17 protein-coding genes are annotated in these 21,896 nt (G+C 38.0%); 11 read left to right on the top strand and 6 right to left on the bottom strand.

All coding sequences use genetic code 11. The annotated features are described in order from the left end of the window. Nucleotides 1-265: 265 nt before the first annotated feature. The gene (gmd, locus tag BFL47_RS16930; protein ID WP_069660981.1) at nucleotides 266-1,381 is read left to right on the top strand and encodes a GDP-mannose 4,6-dehydratase; all 1,116 of its coding nucleotides are present in this window, start codon (nucleotides 266-268) and stop codon (nucleotides 1,379-1,381) included. 80 nt (nucleotides 1,382-1,461) lie between these two features. Continuing rightward, nucleotides 1,462-2,403 carry a GDP-L-fucose synthase gene (fcl, locus tag BFL47_RS16925; protein WP_069660980.1) on the top strand — a complete coding sequence of 314 codons (942 nt, stop codon included), beginning with the start codon at nucleotides 1,462-1,464 and terminating at the stop codon, nucleotides 2,401-2,403. A 187-nt stretch (nucleotides 2,404-2,590) separates the two neighbouring features. On the opposite strand, the gene BFL47_RS16920 is transcribed toward fcl, so the two are convergent. The 4 genes from BFL47_RS16920 to dinB all read right to left on the bottom strand — a co-directional run bounded on the left by BFL47_RS16920 (nucleotide 2,591) and on the right by dinB (nucleotide 8,181). Next, nucleotides 2,591-3,697, bottom strand: a complete 1,107-nt coding sequence (locus BFL47_RS16920; protein ID WP_069660979.1) for an NADH:flavin oxidoreductase — start codon at nucleotides 3,695-3,697, stop codon at nucleotides 2,591-2,593. Between the two features lie 15 nt (nucleotides 3,698-3,712). Then, nucleotides 3,713-4,012: an ArsR/SmtB family transcription factor gene (locus BFL47_RS16915; RefSeq protein WP_069660978.1), complete on the bottom strand. Its 300-nt coding sequence runs from the start codon at nucleotides 4,010-4,012 to the stop codon at nucleotides 3,713-3,715. Between the two features lie 75 nt (nucleotides 4,013-4,087). Further along, the gene (locus tag BFL47_RS16910) at nucleotides 4,088-7,012 is read right to left on the bottom strand and encodes a DNA polymerase III subunit alpha (protein WP_069660977.1); all 2,925 of its coding nucleotides are present in this window, start codon (nucleotides 7,010-7,012) and stop codon (nucleotides 4,088-4,090) included. After that, nucleotides 7,003-8,181: a DNA polymerase IV gene (gene dinB / locus BFL47_RS16905; RefSeq protein ID WP_069660976.1), complete on the bottom strand. Its 1,179-nt coding sequence runs from the start codon at nucleotides 8,179-8,181 to the stop codon at nucleotides 7,003-7,005. The genes BFL47_RS16910 and dinB overlap by 10 nt, the downstream gene beginning before the upstream one ends. A 344-nt stretch (nucleotides 8,182-8,525) precedes the next feature. Here dinB and BFL47_RS16900 point away from each other — a divergent pair, with 344 nt between their 5' ends. After that, entirely contained in the window at nucleotides 8,526-9,029 is a 504-nt protein-coding gene (locus BFL47_RS16900; protein ID WP_069660975.1) for a GNAT family N-acetyltransferase, read from the top strand. A 210-nt stretch (nucleotides 9,030-9,239) separates the two neighbouring features. Here BFL47_RS16900 and BFL47_RS16895 read toward each other — a convergent pair whose 3' ends face one another. Next, on the bottom strand, nucleotides 9,240-9,959 hold the full coding sequence (locus BFL47_RS16895; RefSeq protein ID WP_069660974.1) for a basic secretory protein-like protein: 720 nt from the start codon (nucleotides 9,957-9,959) through the stop codon (nucleotides 9,240-9,242). A gap of 60 nt (nucleotides 9,960-10,019) precedes the next feature. Then, nucleotides 10,020-10,253, bottom strand: a complete 234-nt coding sequence (locus BFL47_RS16890) for a hypothetical protein (RefSeq protein ID WP_069660973.1) — start codon at nucleotides 10,251-10,253, stop codon at nucleotides 10,020-10,022. Between the two features lie 855 nt (nucleotides 10,254-11,108). On the opposite strand from BFL47_RS16890, the gene BFL47_RS16885 reads away from it, so the two are divergent. The 8 genes from BFL47_RS16885 to BFL47_RS16850 are packed head-to-tail and all read left to right on the top strand — an operon-like array spanning nucleotide 11,109 to nucleotide 21,857. Beyond that, the gene (locus tag BFL47_RS16885) at nucleotides 11,109-11,837 is read left to right on the top strand and encodes a polysaccharide biosynthesis/export family protein (RefSeq protein ID WP_069660972.1); all 729 of its coding nucleotides are present in this window, start codon (nucleotides 11,109-11,111) and stop codon (nucleotides 11,835-11,837) included. Nucleotides 11,838-11,843: 6 nt separating this feature from the next. Then, complete coding sequence (locus BFL47_RS16880; protein ID WP_069660971.1) at nucleotides 11,844-14,201, top strand: GumC family protein; 2,358 nt, start codon at nucleotides 11,844-11,846, stop codon at nucleotides 14,199-14,201. A gap of 18 nt (nucleotides 14,202-14,219) precedes the next feature. Beyond that, nucleotides 14,220-15,227 carry a glycosyltransferase family 2 protein gene (locus BFL47_RS16875; protein WP_069660970.1) on the top strand — a complete coding sequence of 336 codons (1,008 nt, stop codon included), beginning with the start codon at nucleotides 14,220-14,222 and terminating at the stop codon, nucleotides 15,225-15,227. Nucleotides 15,228-15,236: 9 nt separating this feature from the next. After that, entirely contained in the window at nucleotides 15,237-16,784 is a 1,548-nt protein-coding gene (locus BFL47_RS20590) for a lipopolysaccharide biosynthesis protein (protein ID WP_069660969.1), read from the top strand. A gap of 42 nt (nucleotides 16,785-16,826) precedes the next feature. Continuing rightward, complete coding sequence (locus BFL47_RS16865) at nucleotides 16,827-18,515, top strand: hypothetical protein (RefSeq protein ID WP_069660968.1); 1,689 nt, start codon at nucleotides 16,827-16,829, stop codon at nucleotides 18,513-18,515. Continuing rightward, a complete protein-coding gene (locus tag BFL47_RS16860; protein ID WP_069660967.1) occupies nucleotides 18,508-19,557 on the top strand; it encodes a CgeB family protein in 1,050 nt (349 codons plus the stop codon). The genes BFL47_RS16865 and BFL47_RS16860 overlap by 8 nt, the downstream gene beginning before the upstream one ends. 6 nt (nucleotides 19,558-19,563) lie before the next feature. Further along, nucleotides 19,564-20,760 carry a glycosyltransferase gene (locus tag BFL47_RS16855; RefSeq protein ID WP_069660966.1) on the top strand — a complete coding sequence of 399 codons (1,197 nt, stop codon included), beginning with the start codon at nucleotides 19,564-19,566 and terminating at the stop codon, nucleotides 20,758-20,760. 38 nt (nucleotides 20,761-20,798) lie between these two features. Continuing rightward, nucleotides 20,799-21,857, top strand: a complete 1,059-nt coding sequence (locus BFL47_RS16850; protein WP_069660965.1) for a hypothetical protein — start codon at nucleotides 20,799-20,801, stop codon at nucleotides 21,855-21,857. Nucleotides 21,858-21,896 lie beyond the last annotated feature (39 nt).

Below are 21,896 nucleotides of genomic sequence, written 5' to 3'. Positions count from 1 at the left end.
GGACAGTATCTGATGAAATTGATTTAGAATCTCGAGCTAATATTAATAATTATATAAGTTTAAAAAGCTATAACTGTAGTGGAATTCATAATAAAATATGAAATCTGTTGATGATTTTGAATTATCAACTTATATTTACTACCAAAATAGAAATGGTTATTTAGTGTTAGGTAATATATCGTTTAGGAAATAGCGCTAAGTGTATAAATTGTCTAATCTGTTCTATCATAATATTTCAAAATAGTTAAGAATTAAAAAATTGCAAATGAGAAAAAAGGCTTTAGTAACAGGTATCACAGGTCAGGACGGTGCATATCTTGCCGAATTACTATTATCCAAAGGATATGAAGTACATGGTATAAAACGCAGAAGTTCCATGTTTAATACCGATCGTATTGATCATTTATACCAGGATCCGCATGACGAAGATGTTCGTTTCTTTTTACATTATGGCGATCTTTCCGATTCCACTAACCTGATCCGTATCATTCAGCAGGTACAACCTGATGAAATATATAACCTTGGGGCCATGAGCCATGTGAAGGTAAGTTTTGACACACCGGAATATACTGCAAATGCAGATGGTATTGGTACGCTTCGTTTGCTTGAGGCTATTCGTATTTTAGGCTTAACTAAAAAGACTAAAATCTATCAGGCATCCACATCCGAATTATATGGATTGGTACAAGCAGTTCCTCAATCAGAAACGACACCTTTTTATCCGCGCTCTCCTTATGCTGTGGCTAAAATGTATGCGTATTGGATCACGGTCAACTACCGTGAGGCCTACGGTATATTTGCATGTAACGGAATTCTGTTTAACCATGAAAGCCCGTTGCGCGGAGAAACATTCGTAACCCGTAAAATCACAAGAGGGGTATCTAAGATCGCCCTGGGAATGCAGAGTAGCTTATTCCTTGGAAACCTGGATGCCAAAAGAGATTGGGGCCATGCCAAGGATTACGTAGAAGCCATGTGGTTGATTCTGCAACAGGAAGTTCCTGAAGACTTTGTCATTGCTACAGGTGTTACTACTACCGTTCGTGATTTCATCCGGATGGCTTTTGGAGAAGTAGGTATCCATATTGAGTTCAAAGGAGAAGGAATTGAGGAAAAAGGGTTCGTTGTTTCCTGCGCTAATTCCGAATACCAGGTTGAAGCCGGCACTCAGGTTGTTGCCGTCGATCCCCGTTATTTCCGTCCAACAGAAGTTGAACTATTGATCGGTGATCCAACTAAATCCAACACCAAGCTGGGATGGATTCCTAAATATGATCTGCCAGCACTGGTAAAAGACATGATGACTTCAGATGTAGAGCTGTTCCGCAAAGAACGCACGCTTAAAGAACTGGGTTATGCTGTTAAAAATCAATTTGAATAATTTAATTCATTCGTTTAAACTAATGCGGCTTAGAGTTGTATACTCGTACTTCGCATTAGTTTTTATATAAAATAAACCTTTTGGAAAAGACGAGTAAAATTTATGTTGCCGGCCATAATGGAATGGTTGGCTCAGCAATAACACGAAAACTAAAGGCCGAAGGATTCACAAACCTTTTAACACGAGGTTCTAAAGAACTTGATCTTCGTGATCAGGCCGCTGTTACAGGGTTTTTTAAAACAGAAAAACCAGATTATGTTTTTCTTGCCGCAGCAAAAGTAGGAGGGATTGTCGCTAATAGTACTTACAGGGCCGATTTTTTGTACGAAAACCTATGTATACAGAATAATATTATCCATAATTCCTACCTTAATGGGGTTACGAAATTAATGTTTCTGGGCTCCTCCTGTATTTATCCTAAAATGGCACCTCAGCCCTTAAAAGAAGAGTACTTGTTAACAGGCCCCCTGGAATATACCAATGAGCCTTATGCTCTTGCGAAGATAGCAGGAATAAAGATGTGCGATGCCTACCGTGATCAATATGGATGTAATTACATATCTGTCATGCCTACCAATCTTTATGGTTTAAATGATAACTATCATCCACAAAATTCACATGTTTTACCTGCCATGATCAGGCGCTTTCATGAAGCAAAACAAAGCGGAGCTGAAGAAGTGGTGATATGGGGAACAGGAACGCCGATGAGGGAGTTCTTATATGCAGATGACCTTGCAGAAGCCTGTTATTATCTGATGCAGCACTACAATGAACCCGGTTTGGTCAACATAGGAACCGGTACAGATGTGACGATTAAAGAGTTGGCTGAATTGGTAAAAGATGTGATAGGCTTTGAAGGTCGTATTGAGTTTGATACCAGCAAGCCCGATGGCACTCCCCGGAAATTAATGGATGTTTCCAAACTCCATGGTTACGGTTGGGAACATACAATTGAGCTACCAGAAGGAATTCAATTAGCTTATCAAGATTTCTTAAGCAAACATCAGAACGTTCTCTTATAGAGGAGATAACTGAATTGTGATTGACCTCTAAAACTAATACGTATTACTACAAAGGGCAATCTTCCATAAGAAGATTGCCCTTTGTAGTAATACGTATTATGCCTTTTCAAAGATAGACTGGCAGCTTTGAGGAGTCTAAACAGATTTTAAATAAATCTTCTGTCCTATAATAAGGGAGGTTATACTATTACTCTAAAACCAGTTGAGCAAGTGCTTCTTTCGTAAATCCCTTTAAATCACTGGTATCCTTCTCTCTTATTTTTCTAACCCAATTTGGATCTGATAATAAAGGTCTGCCTACTGCTACAAGGTCAAAGTCGCCTCTATCCATACGGCGGATGAGTTCATCCAATGAACTTGGCTGAGAGCTCTCTCCTGCAAAAGCAGCCAGAAATTCACCTGTTAAACCTACAGAACCAACGGTAATAGTTGCTTTTCCTGTTAGTTTTTTAGCCCATCCAGCAAAGTTTAGGTCTGAACCATCAAACTCAGGTTCCCAAAACCGACGTTGTGAACAATGAAAGATATCCACCCCAGCATCAGCCATTGGATTAAGCCATGCTTCCATTTCCTGAGGTGTTTTGGCTAATTTGTATGAATAATCTGCAGGTTTCCATTGAGATAGCCGAATGATTATCGCAAAATCCTCTCCCACCTGTCTTCTTACTTCCTTAATCACTTCAATCGCAAACTTGCTTCGTTCCGGCAATGTTTTGCCGCCATAAACGTCTGTGCGTTTATTGGTTTCTTCCCAAAAAAACTGATCGATCAGGTAATCATGCGCACCATGAAGTTCAAGACAATCAAAGCCCAATCTTTTTGCATCAGCTGCAGCCTTACCAAAAGCAATAATGGTATCCGCAATATCGCTTTCAGTCATCGTTCTGCCATTACTAAAACCGGGTCTGTTTAAACCAGAAGGACCTTCAAATGGCTCAGAAGGCAACCATCCTGAATGATGATTATCCATTATTCCCATGTGCCATAATTGGGGACCCATCTCACCACCTGCCTGATGTACGCCATCAATCACATTCTTCCATCCTGCTAATGCCTGCTCGCCATGAAAATGAGGAACACTAGCGTCATTAGAAGAAGAAATACGGTCAATTACTGTTCCTTCTGAAAGGATTAATCCTACTTCACCTTCTGCCCTTTTACGGTAATATGCCGCAACATTTGCAGTAGGAACACCATCGGGTGAAAATGAACGCGTCATAGGCGCCATCACAATCCTGTTTTTAATATTTAATGATTTCAGCTGAAAAGGTCTGAACAAACTTTCATTATTCATATCGAATTTTTTTAATTATAGTTCTGATTGTATGATCTGGCTTAAAATAGAAAATGCTTCTTCGTTCCTTTTGTAATAGGTCCACTGACCTACACGGGTAGATTTAACCAAACCAGCACGCTGAAGAGTTGATAAATACTCAGATACGGTAGATTGGGTAAGTCCTGCTTTTTTTTGGATCTGACCTACGCAGACTCCTTCTTCAAAGCCATTATCCAGCTGTTCCGGAAAGTTAACTTCCGGTTCTTTAAGCCAATTTAAAATCTGTAATCTGGTTTTATTTGAAAGCGCTTTAAATATCTCTACCTGATTCATGATATAAAGATATATCGGATTTTCCCGATATCCCTATAAGCTGAAAAGAGATGACCCCATAATGATATTTCAGTCCTACACTTTGTAGCCAATTTTAACCATTGAACTCACTTCAACAGCATATACGCCAAAATCTTCCATGACTTTACCTGTCATCTTATAGAATCCATTCCCTAAAAAAGGAAACTTTACAATAGAGTTGGGCCAATGAACCGTATCCAGCCAGTTACCTTGCTCATCAAGAAAGGTCCCGAACATCATATGTTCATTTTTTTTTGTCCAGGAATCTTTAGTCGTAACCAGCCTTCCGGTCACTGTCACATCTTTCCCTACATGAGCCGAGAGTTCTGTAGCCAAAGTAATTCCTGCCCGATCGGTATCAGCCAAACTAAATAAATCACCCAGTGAGAACCCCAGGATCTCAATTTCATCAATAGCTTCTTCCAAGGGATTACTATACAGTTCCGGAAGTTGAAATTCTACTTCCTCCTCCTGAAATAAGACCGCTACTACAGCTTGATCCTTTGCTCTTTTTTGCATGAAATTAGCCCGCCATAACAAGTCTTTTTTGTTTATACCGGTAAAGCGTAAGGCATTAATCCGGATTAAAATATTAAGTAGCTCTAATCCAGGTTGCACCCGTTCAATAAAATCTTTCAAGCTTTGAAACAAACCATTGTGATGCCTTTCATAAAGAATCTTCTCTTTCAGACTATCATTTAACTTTTCAATATGAATCAAACCTACATAGACCTCATCGCCAATAATCGAAGTAAACAGCTCACTGTTATTCACACAGGGAGCATGTACTTTAGCCCCCGCACGCTTAAGCTCATGGAAATAAAATTCAGTTCTATAAAACCCTCCAAAGTTATTAATCACACCGACCATAAATTCCATCGGATAATACGTTTTCAGGTAGAGGCTCTGGTAACTTTCAATCGCAAAACTGGCAGAATGTGCTTTACTAAAGGAATATCCTGCAAAACTTGCAACCTGCCGCCATACTTCCAGACTGATCTTTTCCGGATACCCCCGTTCCTCACAATTGGCAAAGAACTTTTGTTGCAGCCGATCCATCTCTTTTGTGCCACGATACTTTCCCGACATAGCTCTCCGCAAAATATCTGATTCCGCCATGTTCAGACCCCCAAAATGATGGGCCACTTTAATCACATCCTCCTGATAAACCATTACCCCATAGGTCTCCTGAAGCAAATCTTCCATCTTCGGATGCAGATATTTAACCTGATTCGGATGATGGTAATTATGAATATAAGTCTTCATCATACCGGATTGCGACACACCGGGACGAATGATAGAACTGGCAGCAACCAGTGTCAGGTAATCATCGCATTTCAACTTTAATAGCAATTGACGCATAGCCGGACTTTCAATATAAAAGCAACCAATTGTATCTGCCTTTCTAATCTGTGCGGCGACTTTTTCATCCTGCATGAAATCGTCAACACGATTAATATCGATCGTAATGCCCTTGTTTTTTTTAACCAGACTGATCGTATCTTTTATATGCCCCAATCCACGCTGACTTAAAATATCAAGCTTAAACAAGCCGATTGTTTCTACCAGGATCATATCCATTTGCGAAGTAGCAAATCCCTTAGGCGGCATTTCCTGAGCCGAATAAGCATAGATAGGGTTTTCGGAGATCAGCATTCCCCCAGCATGAATACTATGATGATTAGGGAACTTCAGCAATAAACTGCCAAATTGCTCTATCTTGTGTTGCCAGCTATCTTCAGGCAACCGAACTTGCTGGTTTCTCACCAGTCTATCTATTTCCGCTTTTGGCAAACCCATTACTTTTCCTAATTCTCGGATAATTGCCCGCCGCTTAAACGTGCTGTACATACCCAGTAAAGCAACATGATTTTCACCATAGCGATTAAAAATATAGCCGATCACTGCATCCCGATCCTTATGGCTAAAGTCAATGTCAAAGTCTGGTGGCGACGTTCTAAACTCATTTAAGAAACGCTCAAAATAAAGGTCAAGCTTAATAGGATCAACATTCGTAATCTCCAACAAGTAGGCAACAATGGAATTAGCCCCACTACCACGACCCACATAGAAAAAATTTGATGCCTGAGCGAACTTAATCACATCCCATACCATGAGGTAATAGGCATTAAAGTTTAACTTGTCAATTACCTTCAGCTCTTTATTAATGCGATCTTCAATCTCCTGAGTAGCATTTTTATATCTCTTTTTAATCCCTTCTAAGGCAAGCTTTTTTAAAAGTTTGCGGTCTTCCTGCAAGGAACCGGTATAGCACTTTTTGTTTTTATCCGTCTTAAGTTCCGTTTCAATTCCACATTCTTCAACGAGTAAATTGGTTCTGTTAAGGATAGTAGGGTGTTCTTCAAAAGTGGAAATGATCTCCGATTCCAGTTTGAACGTTTCATCTTTTCCAGCTAAATCTTCCGGATTAAGTTTTGTATACAAGGTATTCAGATCTATCGCCCGCAAGAGACGATGTAAACTAAAGTAACGTGTATTCTGGAACGTAACAGGCTGTCTCACCACAAACTTGTCCGGATGCAGCGCTGCTGGTACCCTGTAAAGTTTATTCACCTCAGCAGGTTTAACACCTATTAATTCGTTGGTTCTAAGCGCTGCCGGATCAAACTTATTTAACGCATAAATTACATAAACGTCATCACCTAAGTCCGGACGATCGGGATATGCGGTTTTATCTCTTTTATGTTCAGATAAAAACCGATTAATATCCGTTAGGCCAATTTCATTTTTAGCCAGCAGGATATAACAAAACCGGTGGTCATTCCTTATTTCGCAGCCCACCAGAGGCTTGATATTCCCTTCTCTGCAGAGCTTCACAAACTCCCAAACATCAGGAGTGCCATTAATATTCGTCAGGGCCAAAGAACGGACCTGCTGACTCAAGGCCTGCTTAACCAGTTCTGCCGTACTATAAGTACCGTAGTGATAACTAAAATAAGTCTTGCAGTTTAAGTACATTTCGGATTTCTTAAATGCTTTGCAGTCCCCCTGAATATAGCATCTTCCCCAAACCGTGTACGGATATGATCCAGTGCCTGGTAAAGCCGGACACTTTCTTCTGTTTCCGTAAATAAATCAATCTGATGCTGCCCATAAACAAGGTCACTTAGTCGCACGCCAATTAGCCTCACCAGCATTCTTTTGTCATACAACCGCTTAAACAATTCCTTAGCCGTCTGCAGAATCACATCATCCGAAGCCGTATAAGAAATACTCGCCTGCCGGGTATACGTATCAAAATTTGAATAGCGAAGCTTAACCGTAACACATCCACAGAGCTTATGCTGTTGCCGAAGCTGGAAAGCAATGTTCTCAGTCATCCGAACCAGTTCACTGTGAAGAAACTGCATATCGATCGTATCATTCTCAAAAGTATCCTCTTTTCCAATGCTCTTTTGTTCCGAGAAAGGCACCACAGGCGAAAAATCAATGCCATTTGCTTTCCTGGACAGGTCAATCCCATTCTTTCCAAATCGGCTCTCCATCAATCTAAGTGGAATTTCACTAAGCGTCCGGATGGTATCAATCCCCATCTGCCGAAGTAATTTGGATGTTTTATCTCCAATTCCAGGCATTTTCTCAATCTTCAATGGTGCCAGGAAAGGTTTCTCCTGACCATAATCAATCTCAATCTGCCCATTAGGTTTCGCTTCATTGGTGGCTACTTTAGAAATTAGTTTATTAGAAGCAAGCGCATATGAAATGGGGAGGCCAGTCTCCTTCATGATCTTATGTTTCAGCTCCCCGGTAAACTTGCTGCAACCAAAAAACTTGTCCATCCCTGTTAAATCCAGATAAAACTCATCAATACTGGCTTTCTCCAAAACAGGAACTTCTTGTCTGATAATATCTGTTACAATACGGGAATAGTGACTGTAATTATCATGATCTCCCCGAACCACATTGGCGTCAGGACATAAGCGAAGTGCAAGTTTCATTGGCATGGCACTGTGCACGCCAAAAGCACGCGTTTCATAGCTACATGCCGCAACAACCCCTCTATCACTCAATCCACCTACAATGACAGGCTTGTTGACCAGTTTGCTGTTTTTGAGCCGTTCCACGCTGACAAAAAAAGTATCAAGATCAAAATGCGCTATGTTCCGATGATTAGAGATGATGGCCATATTTCCTGATAATAGAAATGCTAAAATACTAATAAATTTAGCAATCTAATTATAAATAGTAATAATTCGTAATCGGTTTAATTCCTCTCTTCATTCAGCATCAACATAAAATATTCGGTGCTGAAGTTAAAGCGATTTTAAACGAGTTGGTTAAAGAAACGCTTTTTTTTGCTGGGCAAATCTATATAGATGGCCCACACAGTGGTATCGTTTAACGCAATTTATTGTAAGTTTAAATCCGAAAGTAAATCCGTTCTTCCCCTTTTATAACCGCTAAACTTCCTGTTTACTTTACTACTTTTGCAGCAGAAAGCAAATGCAGTTTTCAAAACGATAATCCTTTTATGTCAGTTTTAAAATATAGAGATGCAGTCCAGGAAGACCTGAAAAAAGTAGTTGAGATCTACAATTCAACCGTAGCCTCCAGAATGGTCACTGCAGATACAGAACCTGTTTCCCTTGAAAGCAAACAAAAATGGTTCGAAGAACATACTCCCGATAATAGGCCTCTTTGGGTAGTAGAAGATTCCGATCACAATACCATTGGTTGGGTAAGCTTTCAATCCTTTTACGGCCGTCCCGCCTACCATGCCACTGTGGAAATTAGTATTTATCTGGATGCCACACATAGAGGTAAAGGGTTAGGCAAAGAAATTTTAAAGTACTGCATTGATACCACCCCTCAGTTTGGCATAAAAACCCTTCTTGGCTATATTTTTGCACATAACGAACCCAGTTTAAAGTTATTCAGGAACTTTGGATTCGAAGATTGGGCAACATTACCCAATATAGCAGTCCTTGATGGGCAGGAGAGGGGACTAAAAATTCTCGGAAAGCGTATCGCTTAAGGACAATATAGACAGGGTCAGAAACAAGAAATGAGATGTAGGAAAACCTGGAAAGGTTATACCCGATTATCTTCCATCCTATAATGAATCTATGAAAAGTCCATGTTGAGTCCGTGTTTCTGCACAAAAATACGGACTCAACATGGACTTTTCATAGACTATTTATAGATACATTAAGTAAAAGATAGGGTTTAGGTTAATCAAAACCCTTTATCCGATAGCCGGTTTCTTACTGTATTCGTCCCAAAGCTGATCCACTGTTTTTCCCGTATTCTTAACCCAAAAGTCCTCCGTATACTTTTTTGAGCGCATAGCATGATCTAACTTTTTAACGAGTCCTTTATCCTTGTTTTTTTCTAACCAGTATAAAAAGCGGGCAGTAACACGATAAGCATCGGTATAAGACTGTTTATCGGTATATTCAGGTACTTTCCAGTTTGCGCCTTTATTATCTACACCCATTGTCAAGCGTACATAATCCGCAATACCTTCTGTAATCCAACCAGGTCCGGCTCCACCTGGATAACTTTGCACAATGTGCATCACTTCATGGGTAACTACATCAACGTCTCCTGGGTTTTTCCTAAACCATTCCGGATTAAAGCGAACGATATCACCAGAAGTTGCAGCAACGCCATCATATCCTGGATCAATAATGAAGATCACTTTCCTGATTGAACTTTTGTTATAAGTTTTTACTTCTTTAGGGTAGACCTTGAAAAATACATCAATAAGGCGGTCTTTCACTTCAACGCTAAAGCTCTTTGACTGATTAATGAATACAAGGATGTTTTTACCCTTCTTTATGGTATCTGAAGATACAGTAGCAGCAGAGTCGATAGTTTCCCAGCTTTTCTGTGCAAAAGAGGTGTTACCTAAGGATACCAAGGCAATAAGAACACAGTTCTTTATTAAGTTAACTTTAAACATATGATTAAGATTGATTTTTATACAATAGCTCTTTATCTTCTTTCCTGGTAAACGCCAAATTCAGCAATAGCAGGGGGAGCTGTGAAATTTTTCATCTTCGGGCCAGTCATCCTCTATGTAGGTCGGGATATTGTAATGGATAAACATACCGAAAGCCAGATCAATAAATTGTTGTTGAAGTTTGGGCAGGAGTTTTTCAGGCTTTTCCTGCGCCATTAATTGCTTAACATCAGAGCTAATTAAAATTAAGCCAATCACCATGAAGGCTGTTCGGAGAAATTTAAATTTAATCATCGTTTTTATTATAGCAATGAAATTAATTGTTGGGCTATTGAGAGCACAAGTTAGTCAACCATTTTAATAAATGGCAATAAATAATTTTAATAATTTATTACGCTATACCTAATTAAAGCTTTATAAATCGTTGTAGCAGCAATTTATTTGAATAGTGATGATAGTTGTTTGAAAGCTTATTGCTGGTCTGATAATATTGTTTATTGCTTTGGGCAATTTCTTTTGATTGAATATTCTACAACCTCATATTTCAAAATTATAAATATTTTAATTCAACAGATAATTTACGTTTACCTGTTGAAAGTGGTATAAAAATTATCACGTTTGTGCAGTTTAATTTGATTTAAAAATGCATGGTCTGAACGGTTTAGTTATTTAATAAAAAACTTGTTTTAGGGTCTTTTTTACCCTGATTTATACCAAATGGGCATAATGTTCCGCTTTTTAACCTTTCTGTTTGCTCATATAGCCTTTATAATTTGTAAGATTTAACCTGTTTTTTCTAAATTTTAGTTCAATAATAGTCAATTCACCACAATAAATTTCCCACTATTGCACGCTACAATATCCACAAGTTAAAATGAGCATTTAGTGTTGGTTTTAGTCTTTACCTTTAAAAAACATTATTACAAGTGTTTACATAATAATCACTCTATTTAATAGTATCTAATAATTTTTATTCTCTAAGCTGAAAAATAGTTGCTGTAAGCGAAGTGGCGAAGCTTTTGGCAAGTATTTATGTGTATCAACTGATTAGCGAATAAATTTTAATAAAAACAGGATTAAATGGAGTTGAAATATATGAGGTAATGATAGAAATATTAATTAATTCAATCACATACATCCCGTAGTCCTATGAGTAAATTTTTCATTTTTCAAGCGTTTCTTTTAATAGTACTTTTGTCTTCTTGTAATTCATATAAAAAGATTCCCTACTTCCAGAATTTAAACCGATCGGGGACTTTACAGGAGAACGTTGAGAACTTTTCTCCGCTTACTATTCAGCCGGAGGATATTTTAGGTATAAATGTAACCAGCTTAAACCCTGGAGCATGGCAGGATTCCACTAATAAAGCGGAGTATCTGGTTAATCAGGATGGGGAAATTCAACTCCCGCTCATTGGTACGATAAAAGTATCCGGATTGACCGCTACGGTTGCTCAAAAGCAGATACAGGCTAAATTGTTAGCGTATTTAAAGATGCCAACAGTCAATGTCAGGATCATCAATTTTAAAGTATCTGTTCTAGGAGATGTGGCGCATCCAGACGTCTTTAAAGTATCAAACACCAGGATCACACTTTTAGAAGCATTAAGTTTAGCTGGCGACCTAAATATAACGGCCAAACGTACTGATGTTTTGCTTATTCGGGAAGTGAATGGCAAGCGTGCATATCTGAATATCGATCTAACTTCAGCAAGTACATTTAAGTCTTCCTCTTATTATCTTAAAAATAATGATGTAATCTATGTGCAACCTGATAAAACCAAGTATGCTTCGGTTGATAATAGCTACAGGACAGTTAGTATTTTACTGTCAGCACTTTCGGTAGTTGCAATTGTAATTACAAGCATTTTAAACTAATTATCTATGAAATACAAACAGCTTCCTTATACATCTTTTGGCGACAATAAAGAAGAGAACCCGAATAAAGTGGTCAGAGAGTTATTAAATAAATACTTGTACCATTGGCCGCTTTTCTTGTTGAGTATTTTGATTTGCGTGTCAGCAGCAGTTTTTTATATAAAAAATGATATCCCTGTATATAATATTCAGGCTAAGTTATCTATTAAAGACGACCAAAAATCATCGTCAACAGCCAAAGCTGCTCTTCAGGAACTTGATATCTTAAAGTCACCAAAAATCATAGAAAATGAGGTGGCTATTATTAAGTCACGACCACTAATGGAGCAAGTAGTGAATCAATTGCACCTTTGGGTCAATTACAAAACACGTATTAACTACTCGTACAAAGATTTATATGCGGAATCACCAGTTCAATTTGAATTATTAACAGATGAAAAAAGGATTAAGAGCAGAACCTTTGAAATCACAGTTAAAAATGCCAGCAATTTTATTTTAAAAAATGAAGATGGCAGTAGCCAAAGCTTTGCTTTTAATACACCTCTAAAGAATAAATTGGGAACCTGGGTGTTGAAATCAACGGAGAAAATTAATGAGTATGTTGGAAAAAATATACAGATTAATGTAGAAAGGCCTGAAAAAGTTGTTACAGACTATCAGCAGCTTATTACCGTTACCTTGGATAAATCAGCTCCTATAGTAGGATTGCAAGTAAGCGACGAAGTCCCTGAACGTGGTTTAGCCATACTGAATGCATTGATAGGGGCCTATCAGGTTTCGAATGTTAAGGACAAAAACAAGGAAACGCAAAGTACTTTAAAATTCATCGACAATCGTCTTGCATCTCTTACCGGAGAGTTAACCAATGTAGAGAAAGATGTTGAAAATTATAAAAGCAGTATCGGGTTAACTGATATATCATCTCAATCGCAGCTCTATTTAGATAATGTACAATCGAATGAGAGTAAATTAAACGAGGTTAATATTCAGCTAAATGTAATCAACGGCATTGAAAGGTATGTGAATTCTTCTAATTCCAGTACTGCACCTGCAACGCTGGGAATTGCAGATCCGGGATTAGTGAGTCTGGTTGAACAATTGACTCGTCTTCAGTTACAGCGAAATAGATTATTGGCAACCACTCCGGAGGAGAACCCCATATTTGCGCCTATCAATAGCCAGATACATAGCATAAAAGACGCGATTAAGAGTAAAGTTGATGGAATTAAATCGTCATACATAACGACCAGAAAACAATTGCAATCTTTTAATTCGGGTATTGAATCGTCAATTAAACATATACCGGGACAGGAAAGACAGTACGTGAGTATTAAAAGACAACAAGGTATCAAGGAAAACCTTTATGTGTATCTATTGCAAAAGAGAGAAGAAGTAGCACTTAGTTATGCTTCCACACTAACGGATGCCCGTACGGTAGAAGAGCCTTATTTTGATGAACCGAAATCGAATAAAAAGTATCCGATTGCATTGGCTTTATTGGGTGGATTGCTGCTTCCAATGGGATTGATTGCGGGAAGAAATACGATAAAGAATGTGGTACTTACTAAGAATGAGTTAGAAATGGCAACAGGTGTTCCTGTGATCTGTGAGTTAAGTCATTCAGAAAGCAAAGCTCCAATTGTAGTTTTAAACCGTGCTTCTTATGCAATTGGGGAACAAATGAGAGCATTGCGGACTAACCTATTACAAGTAAACAACAGAAAAGGGAAAGCTAAAGTAACCTTATTTACTTCGAGTATAGCAGGTGAAGGCAAAAGCTTTGTTACCAGCAACATTGGAGCTTCATTAGCCGCTTCAGGTAAGAAAACAATTATTTTGGAACTGGATTTACGTAAACCTAAAATTACCAAAATATTTAATCTGGATAATGAACAGCCAGGTTTAAGTGACTTGCTGAATGGTGAGGCAACAAAAGAAGAGGTTATTCAGCCATCGGGTGTTCATCCTAATCTTTTTGTGATGAAGTCGGGACCTATTCCATTCAATCCTTCGGAATTATTGGAAAGTACAGAGATGGAAGTATTGATTAACGAGCTGCGTTTTGAGTTTGATAATATTTTGATTGACAGCCCACCATTACGTCTGGTAACAGATGCCTTGGTATTGGCACCGTTATGCGATATCTGCTTGTATATGGTGCGTCATAATTATACTTCCAAGTCGGAATTAGGTTTTATTCAAGAGGTATACCAGGCAAAGAAATTGCCAAATATGCATTTAGTATTTAATGGGGTACACATGGACCAGCGTTATGGCTATGCTGTTGATTATGGATATTTAGCTGATAGCGCTAAACCGTCAATTATTTCTAGTTTATTTAAGAATTTTGGTACGCGGTTTTAACCTGATTTTATAGTTTTTATGATTGAAAAAGCTAAAATTATTGTCCTTACTCCTGTTAAAAATGAAGATTGGATTTTGGAGCAGTTTCTTGAAGTTACGAGTCTGTTTGCTGATTGTATCATTATTGCTGATCAGCAATCAACGGATAACAGTAGGGTTATTTGCTCAAAATTTCCTAAAGTTCATTTAATAAATAACAATAATGATGGTTTTTGCGAAGACGCGAGGCAGGTCTTATTAATTGAAACGGCCAGAAAGATATTTCCACAAGAAAAGAGAATTCTACTTGGTTTAGATTCCGACGAATTGATTTCTGCCGATAGTCTGCTTTTTAAACAAACCTGGGATACGATAAGGGAATTGGAACCAGGGACTTCTTTGTATTTTGAAAGGTCAGATCTATTAAATGATAAAAAAAAATGCATAAGAGGCAATAGTCACGAATCGTATTATCCTATTGGTTACGTAGATGATGGCAATAGTCATAAGCCTACAATGATACATTCCAGACGTGTGCCTCATAACCCTGCTGGCAAGGATATGTATATTGATGATATTAAAATTGTCCATTTTATATTTTCCCGAATGAAGGTGAGTTATTCGAAAATGAGATATTACGCGGTGCTGGAAAACGTAAAAAAGACTAGTGGCTTTTATATCAGGAGATATGCCTATAACCCAACTAAGTTGAATTTTAATATGAATCGTATTGAAAATACTCCACAAGAATGGTTAGCAGGCTGGGAAAACAGAAATATTAATTTGAAAGTATTTAAGGAGCCTAAATTTTCATATCAGGATTTTGAAGTACTTAAGTATTTTAAGGAGTATGGGTATAGTAAATTTCATGTAGACAATATATGGGATTTTGATTGGGAGGCTTGTTGGTATGCAGCTCATAAAAGTGGAAGAGAAGTGCCTGAATGGCCTATTAAGAAACCAAATAAAGTAGTTTCCACTATGCTAAGGGTAATTGATAACCTGTATGTATTAAGCAGAAGACTTCGGTTTATCCAAAGCAATTAATAATAATTTATGTCTGTATCATCAAGATTAATATCGGGGACTGTTGCTGCATGGGTGCAAATAGGTATAAACTTGTTGACACAATTAGCTCTTGTACCCATATATCTTACATATTGGAGGGTTGAAACGTATGGCTTATGGCTCGCTATTTTATCTTTTGCTGCTATCCTTAACTCACTCGATCTTGGCTTTCAAGAATATTTAGGGTATGAGTTTTTGAAAATTGGAAGGGAAGATCTTTCAAAAATAAGTGAATATTTATGTTCAAGTATCTTTATTGGTGTGGTGTTAGGCATCATTCAGATTGTTATAATGATAGGGGCAGTTTTTTGGGGAATATTGCCTCACCTTTTAGGAGAAAGGTTAACCAGAATAAATAATACTAATACCATATACGACGCAGGCATTGTTTTGCTATTGCAAGGTGCGGCATGGCTTATCTGTGGCAGTATTGGTGGTTTATTAAATCGTGTATTATCTGTCTTTGGCTACTATCCGAGAATGGCTTGGTGGGGTATTTTTGCATCGGTACTGATGAATCTTACACCTGCTATCGCAGTGATGAATGGAGCAGGATTGTTATATACCGGTATAATCTTGGCCATTGTCAGGGTGTTATCCGATGTCCCAATATATGTGGATATGATCCGCTTACTTCGCAAAGAGGGGGTTAAAATTGTGTTCCCTTCTTTAATGCTGGGATGGCAGATTTTTGTTCGTTCATCAGTTATATCGGTAACCAATCTGTTCGAAAACTTTCGTCAGCAGGGTGCAAGATTATTTTTAACTCCATTTGTAGGAGCTATTGGTCTGGCGGCTTTTGCTACTATGCGAACTGGTGCAAACGTCGCCATGCAGGGATTGCATACGATTACTAACCCACTTATGCCTGATCTGATGCGTTTTTTACACCAGAGGGATCAAGTTCGTAGTAATATAGCTTTCAGTACAGTATGGGTAGTTGCTATAGCTCTTATGGCTCCTGCGTTAATAGTTTTACAAGCTGTTTTTGAACCTCTTTATAGGGCATGGACGCGTGGTCAAATTCCTTTTAATCACTGGCTTTTCGCTCTTCTCTCTCTTGGTGTGTTGGTATATGCGATATCGCAACCTGCAATATCAGTTGTAAGAGGTAATAATTTACTCAAACAGCAAATTACTATTTCGTCATTAACAGCAGGGGTAGTCATTTTAGGTATAGTTATTTTAGTGCCTTTGTTCGGAATCATGGGAGCAGGAATGGCCATATTGCTCGCCGAAATTATTGCTTGTGTTGCATACAGTATGGTTGCAAAACAATGGCTATCACAACATGAACTTATATGGCCTCAACGATCTTTTAACAGAGCACTTATTTCAGTATGGATTGCGGCAATTTCCATGAGTGGTATGATCTGGCTGCCACAGTACAAATGGATTATTATATGCATTTCTATGCTGGCTTTGTTTTGGAATTTCTGGAGGTACTGGCATACCTTGCCTGTGTTAGCTACCCAACATGCAATGCGTTTAGTGATTAATTTGCCAGGAGTTAAGTTTCTTTTTTCTAATAGTTAAGGCGTCATGTCCTTAAATTTTACCTGATAAATAGTTAAAAATATGAATAATGTGATAGATCGCTTTGGCGCACGTACATTAAAGTTAAGAAAGAGAAGGGCTAAAATAGAGGTTGAGGATAATGGAATATTCGTCACAAAGCTGGTGAAATGGTCGTGGGTAATCCTTCTGATTGCCGCTTTTTTACAAGCGCTTATTTTTTCAACTAATGAGAATTTTATAGCTATTGGGTGTATATTAATTGCCTGGACGATTACTTCTAAAGTTTTTTTACAGCGTGATGTGTTAAATAGTTATCCTTTGTCTGCTTTCTTAGTAATCGGTTTTGCATCCACACAGTTATATTTTCCAATACTTTTTACTCTTTTAGAAGGCAAGCCTGTTGTATATAATCTGGAACTCCCTTTACAAGTATTTTTTCATTCCACAGCAGCGCTTTTTGTATTAGTAATTGCTCATTATGTTTATCGTTTACTACCAATAAACACCTATAGAGGAAGTAATTCGCTATTAAGCAGGGCGGGCTTTTTCGAGCCACCAAGCGAATTGCAGTTATGGAGTATGGGCGCGATAGGATTAGCGGCAAATATTTACGTATTTTTCTTTTCACCAACGATAGCTACTGAGGTAGCGGGCAATGTATCTGAAAAAGCAATCTTTGCCCTACTACCGTTTGGCTACGCACCTTATTTTATACCATTCACCTCTTTATATGGTAGTGAGAAAAGTATCACAAGAAGAACCATTTCTTTTTTAATTGCTTTTACAATCCTGCTTTTCATTATCAGTATGGCCCGTAATAGCAGGGGGGCATTTATGATAGGATTTACATCAGTTGGATTTTCTTATTTACTGGGTTTGCTTGTTGGGGTATTCAAGTCACCTTCAATTTCATTTAAAACGTTAATTTTTTCGGTAGTTGGGTTTTGGTTAATTACTGGCCCTATGGCTGATTTGGGTACGGCAATGGTTATAGTTAGATCGCAGCGGGAGGACATCTCCAAGTCGGAATTAATTGACTTGACACTAGATGCTTTTAGCAATAAGAAAGCAATTTCGTTGCGTCGGTTGAATGATAATGAGGCGCAGGGTGATTGGGATGAAAGGTATCTGGACAATATTTTTACAGCCCGATTTGCTAATTTAAAGTTCAATGATGCCAGTCTGGTACAGGCTGCTAAAATTGGTGATAACAATCCTTCCTTGCAAAAATTTTCTATAGATTATGTATGGGGAGCTCTTCCTACACCAATTTTAAAGGTACTTCATCCCTCTGTTGACAAGGAAATGGTTTATTCAGTTTCATTTGGTGATTACATTTACAGTTTGGCTGGTGCCGGAAAGTCGGCATATGGAGGATTCAGGACAGGTCATTTTGCGGGTACTGGCATGGGTGCTTTTGGGCTTTGGTACTTATTAATACTCGGTATAGGTATTATACCGATATATCTGTTATTTGATAAATTGGTTTTTATAAAAAAACAATATGGTCTTTCCATATCAGGTATTCGGCCTCAATTATGTTTCAGCGTTTGCGGGTTATTAGCACTTACTTCTATATTCCAGTTTCTGCCTACTGAAAGTGTGGCTGGACTAGGTACCTTTCTCTTAAGAGGCTGGTTTCAAATGATTTTACTTTATTTTTTTATGTATCAGTTTACACGTGTGGCCTGTAAATATATTCCGGCACTGTTCTCTAACTCTAACCTAAATAAAAACGTTTATGGCTAATATCATTTATATTGGAGATAGTAATTTAAATTCAACAGCGGCACACAGGGCTAAGTCACTTGAACGGCTAGGGCATGTGATCATACAAAAAGATCCATATGAGATATTCACCAGCCGGAGGTTTGAATTTATACATTTTCGCACTGGTTATTTTTTTATGCAGAACCGAATTAATCAATGGGCAAAGGATATTATTCATACCGTACAAAAACCTGATCTTATTTGGGTTGATGGTGGGGAATTATTAGGACCTCAGTGTTTGAAAATTTTAAAAACTTTCAACATCCCAATTGTGCTGTACAATATTGACGACCCTACAGGTAAGCGAGATGGTCGTAAATTTGATTCGCTTATTAAGGCATTACCTTATTATGATCAGGTAGTAGTAGTTAGAGAAGAAACTGAAAGGGAATGTATCAAGCTGGGTGCAAAACGCGTGCTGCGTGTTCTGAGAAGTTATGATGAAGTTTCCCATCAACCCTATATTCAAGTAGCCGATATCCCTGCAAGATTTAAGTCGGAAGTTGTTTTTATTGGTACATGGATGCGTCATGAAAAGAGGGATGAGTTCTTTTTGGAATTGATGAAGTACAATATTCCCATTCGTATTTGGGGAGACCGATGGCAAAAGTCGCCTTATTGGAATAGCTTAAAATTCGTGTATGGTGGTGGTAGTTTGAGTGGTAGGGACTATGTGGCAGCAATGCAGGGTGCGAAAATATGTTTAGGCCTCCTTTCTAAAGGTAATAGGGATTTACATACCACCAGATCCTTAGAAATTCCGTATGCTGGAGGACTGTTATGTGCTGAACGCACTACAGAGCATTTGGAGATGTACACAGAAGGTGTGGAAGCTGTTTTTTGGGCTGATGCGAAAGAATGTGCAGCAGTTTGCAGTGAACTTTTGTCTAATGATGCAAGGCGCGAAAGTATTCGTCAGGCTGGTATGCAAAGGGTAAGATCGAATTCTGTTGGCAATGAGGATATCTGCCAAAGCATTCTGGATGAAATGAATAAGTTAACCGAGTTAATTACTAGCTGATCTCACATGAATATTGTTGTATTTTCAAATCCTGATTTTTTTGGTGATCAGATTAGGCCAAAGTTCTCGAGTATGCCTCGATTTACAAAGATGATGGCCGATGGAATGGAGGAGCGTGGTCATCATGTTGAAATATGGGCTCCTAAGTCCAGTTTTTTTAATCTTCCATTGAAAGGAAGTATGAAAAAATGGATGGGCTATATCGATCAATATATTGTGTTTCCTGCCCGCGTTCATGAATTGCTAAAAGAATGTTCTGCGGATACTCTTTTTGTTTTTACAGATCAGGCACAAGGGCCTTGGGTTCCTTTGGTGGCAAACCGACATCATGTTGTCCATTGTCATGATTTTTTGGCTCAAGCTTCAGCATCTGGTAAAATAACTGATATTAAGATAAGTTGGACCGGAAGACAATATCAAAACTTAATCCGGAAAGGGCTTACTAAAGGAAAACACTTTATCTCTGGTTCTAAAAAGACACAAGATGAATTGCTTAAATTTTTTCCTGAATACCCTTTATCTACTGATGTGGTTTATAATGGTATAGTTAAAACATTTGCTCCTTTTGATTTATTTGAAGCAAGAGTTATACTGGGGAAGAAAGTTGGTCTGGATTTAAGACCAGGTTACATTTTGCACGTTGGTAATAACCAATGGTATAAAAATCGTTCGGGAGTTATAGAAATTTACAATGCATGGCGAACTAAAAGCAAGGTTAAATTGCCGCTGTTACTTGTAGGCGAGGGTCTTTCTCCTCAATTAGCCAAGACACTTGAGCAATCTCCTTTCAAAAATGATATTCATATCATCTGCAAGTTAGTGGATCAGGATGTACGTTTAGCATATGCGGGTGCTTCTGTGTTTGTATTTCCATCGCTGGCAGAAGGATTTGGATGGCCTATTGCTGAAGCAATGGTTTGCGGCTGTTTGGTTATTACCACCGATGAAGCTCCAATGTCTGAAGTGGCTGGTGATGCAGGATTTCTTATTCCTCTCCGTCCGGATCATGGGCCCGCAATTCAGGAATGGGCTGTTGAAGCAGCAAAAGTAGTAAGCAAGGTTATTGATCTATCAGATGAAGAACGCCATATTGTCGTAGAAGCCGCTATTAATAATGCAAAAAGATTTGATCATGATCTTGCTATGAACAGCATTGAGGTTATTTATCAAAAAATTGTTAACCGTCATACCATCCGTGTTTAATTGAATTTATTTTTTGGTCATACATATATACTCTATTCATGATAACATTAATCACATCCAGAATTCGAAATAATAGTCCTGATTTGGTTTTGTTAGGAGATTTTGAACAATACTGTGCTCAAAACAGTCATTGGAACATCAAAAAAGGGATTGTGCTTTTTGCACCTAGCAAAATTTCTACCCGTCTATATACATGGATGAACAGGTTTTTAAGCCCTGTATTAAAGGAGTTTAAAATACCTGGTGCTGTAATAAGTTTAGGTCTTCCTTATGCTTATTATTTACACTCAAAGTCATTTCCTTATTATAGCTACGATTGCGATTTGCGGGTATTATGGACATATGATGTTTGGGAGCCTCGATTTAAAGAAGTTGAGCAGCTGGTACGCAAAAGTAAGATCCAATTGCTTTTATTATCCAGTTACCAGGCAACTGAACATTTTAGAAAACTTCATATACCTAATTGTGCAGTGCAGTGGGTACCGGAAACTATCAATCCTGATAATTTTAAATTTAAACCCTGGGACCAGCGCAGTATTCATATTCTTTCTTTTGGCCGCTCTTATATGAAATATCATAATGTTATAGAAGAAGGCTGTAAGCAAAACCAAATTCGTTATGTGTATCAGGAAAGAAATGATAAAACGGATGTTGCAGTGCAAGGGCTGAAGCAGAATTTACAATTCCCTACTCAGGAAAGCTTTATTGATGGTTTAGCAGATGCGCAAATATGTATTTGTTTTCCCCGCTCGCTTACTCATCCTGATCTTGCCGGTAATGTATCTACTTTAACTATTCGGTATTTGCAAGCTATGGCTTCAAAGAGTTTGATAATTGGTTCTGCCCCTCTAGAAGTGCAATACCTTTTGGATTATAATCCTGTGATTGAGGTTGATTGGAACAACCCGGTTGATCAAATTAAAAATATACTTAGAAATCCTTCTGATTACAAGGGACTGATTGAAAAAAACTATGCTGCTGTATGTACTCTGTTTCATAATAAAAAGGCGATAAAAACAATAGACAAATTGGTTACCAAGCAATTGAAGGAATTAAAGGGATCAAATAGAGTTACTGCTTTTAGTGAATTAAGATAATAAGAAATTAATTTTTAATATAAGTCGTTTAAACGATTC

It is taken from the genome of Arcticibacter eurypsychrophilus (assembly GCF_001730525.1).
Classification (GTDB): domain Bacteria; phylum Bacteroidota; class Bacteroidia; order Sphingobacteriales; family Sphingobacteriaceae; genus Arcticibacter; species Arcticibacter eurypsychrophilus.
Note: the sequence above shows the minus strand (reverse complement) of the source record. Positions and strands in the feature narration are given on the sequence as shown.

Bases quoted from the DNA above. Each gene is read 5' to 3' on its own strand.
- BFL47_RS16855 (WP_069660966.1), top strand. From the start codon at position 19,564: ATGAATATTGTTGTATTTTCAAATCCTGATTTTTTTGGTGATCAGATT.
- BFL47_RS16910 (WP_069660977.1), bottom strand. From the start codon at position 7,012: ATGTACTTAAACTGCAAGACTTATTTTAGTTATCACTACGGTACTTAT.
- BFL47_RS16875 (WP_069660970.1), top strand. From the start codon at position 14,220: ATGATTGAAAAAGCTAAAATTATTGTCCTTACTCCTGTTAAAAATGAA.
- BFL47_RS16895 (WP_069660974.1), bottom strand. From the start codon at position 9,959: ATGTTTAAAGTTAACTTAATAAAGAACTGTGTTCTTATTGCCTTGGTA.
- dinB (WP_069660976.1), bottom strand. From the start codon at position 8,181: ATGGCCATCATCTCTAATCATCGGAACATAGCGCATTTTGATCTTGAT.
- BFL47_RS16880 (WP_069660971.1), top strand. From the start codon at position 11,844: ATGAAATACAAACAGCTTCCTTATACATCTTTTGGCGACAATAAAGAA.
- BFL47_RS16920 (WP_069660979.1), bottom strand. From the start codon at position 3,697: ATGAATAATGAAAGTTTGTTCAGACCTTTTCAGCTGAAATCATTAAAT.
- BFL47_RS16915 (WP_069660978.1), bottom strand. From the start codon at position 4,012: ATGAATCAGGTAGAGATATTTAAAGCGCTTTCAAATAAAACCAGATTA.
- BFL47_RS16865 (WP_069660968.1), top strand. From the start codon at position 16,827: ATGAATAATGTGATAGATCGCTTTGGCGCACGTACATTAAAGTTAAGA.
- BFL47_RS16860 (WP_069660967.1), top strand. From the start codon at position 18,508: ATGGCTAATATCATTTATATTGGAGATAGTAATTTAAATTCAACAGCG.
- BFL47_RS20590 (WP_069660969.1), top strand. From the start codon at position 15,237: ATGTCTGTATCATCAAGATTAATATCGGGGACTGTTGCTGCATGGGTG.
- BFL47_RS16900 (WP_069660975.1), top strand. From the start codon at position 8,526: ATGTCAGTTTTAAAATATAGAGATGCAGTCCAGGAAGACCTGAAAAAA.
- gmd (WP_069660981.1), top strand. From the start codon at position 266: ATGAGAAAAAAGGCTTTAGTAACAGGTATCACAGGTCAGGACGGTGCA.
- BFL47_RS16850 (WP_069660965.1), top strand. From the start codon at position 20,799: ATGATAACATTAATCACATCCAGAATTCGAAATAATAGTCCTGATTTG.
- BFL47_RS16890 (WP_069660973.1), bottom strand. From the start codon at position 10,253: ATGATTAAATTTAAATTTCTCCGAACAGCCTTCATGGTGATTGGCTTA.
- BFL47_RS16885 (WP_069660972.1), top strand. From the start codon at position 11,109: ATGAGTAAATTTTTCATTTTTCAAGCGTTTCTTTTAATAGTACTTTTG.